This is a genomic window from Pseudomonas sp. HR1, from assembly GCF_030175875.1.
GTDB classification, from domain to species: Bacteria; Pseudomonadota; Gammaproteobacteria; order Pseudomonadales; family Pseudomonadaceae; genus Chryseomonas; species Chryseomonas oryzihabitans.
The window spans coordinates 1-1,181 of record NZ_JASNRF010000027.1; the positions used below are offsets into that span (position 1 = coordinate 1).

Annotated in this window: 1 protein-coding gene; it reads right to left on the reverse strand. The window is 54.8% G+C overall.

What is annotated here, in order from left to right; all coding sequences use genetic code 11:
* Window positions 1-863: 863 nt before the first annotated feature.
* A partial coding sequence (locus QKY98_RS23360) for a YuaM family protein (protein ID WP_284671671.1) occupies window positions 864-1,181 on the reverse strand: 318 nt, incomplete at its 5' end.

Below are 1,181 nucleotides of genomic sequence, written 5' to 3' on the forward strand. Positions count from 1 at the left end.
GCCGTTAGGCTAGCCGCCACACGTGATCGGGACATTTCTATTTGGCTGGATCGCGACATTACTAATTGGCTGTAACATTTAGACTTCGCATAATACAACTTATGTTAAATCCATGAGGGTAAACCCTCCTCTTGCGGTACTGCAGCTTGTAGGCTCAGGATGCGGCATCGGATAACGCGGGAGGAAACAAACGATGCCACGCGATGACACAGTGCGCCAGCAGGCACTCGGCGCGCCGGTCTACGTGGTCTCCGCGCTATTAGACACCCAGCAGCAGTTGCTGGCCTTGCACCCGGATGATTCTACCGCTCAACAGGTTCGTGACGCCATGCAGAGGCATCACGATAAGAAGCCCTGCCAGCCTCTCTGGCTAGGACGCCATCCCTCAATGCCGTCGCACGAAGCTTGGAACGCGTTGATCGCCAAACATCCGGTGGGAGCGGTAGCAACGCTTTGCACTGGTTTCGTTGTGCGCCGCGTTGACTGGGTAGATGTCTCGATTCGGATTGCGTCAGCGTAAGCAGCGCTTACGACGGCATTGCCCGTAGTCAGGTCAAAACGCCTTGCAGTTGATGCCGATTATTGATTTCGACCATCTCCGATAGCCAACGCAACGCTGGACATTCTGCCCGTGGACGCCGAATACATCACGTGCAGCGCTACCTCGGTGAATTTGATCCCGCTACCAATGCCCGCCATTTCCGGGGCTGCTACGTTAATCGCGACGATTTGCTATGGACGAGCCGGGTACTGCAAGGCGCTCCCGCGCTTTCCCGTTAACTCGCCTGAAGGAAGATCGACGGGCGTTGCGCATCGAACAACCTCCATTCAGGACTAAAAATCGATTCCGATGAGCGAGATGGTCACCGCAGCGCACCCTCGATCAATTCGACTTGGTATCGGTAGCGCCCGGCCATATAACGTATCAGGACAGCGCCTACCGACATGCCCAAGACTCCAGCGGCAATAAACATCAAACTCATATTGCCAGCATTGCTAAGCTGCGGCCCTGCCGCCAAGGTCTCCGAAAGCCACTTGAAGCCACCGAACTCTTTTGTAAACAGATAGCTACTCGCAAGTAGCGTGAGGATGGCGATTTTTTCGCCAAAGAAAGATGAGACCCTAGACTCGAGCCGGCTAATTTTCTGCTCGAGCCAGTATTTCGCATCCACCAATGCCTC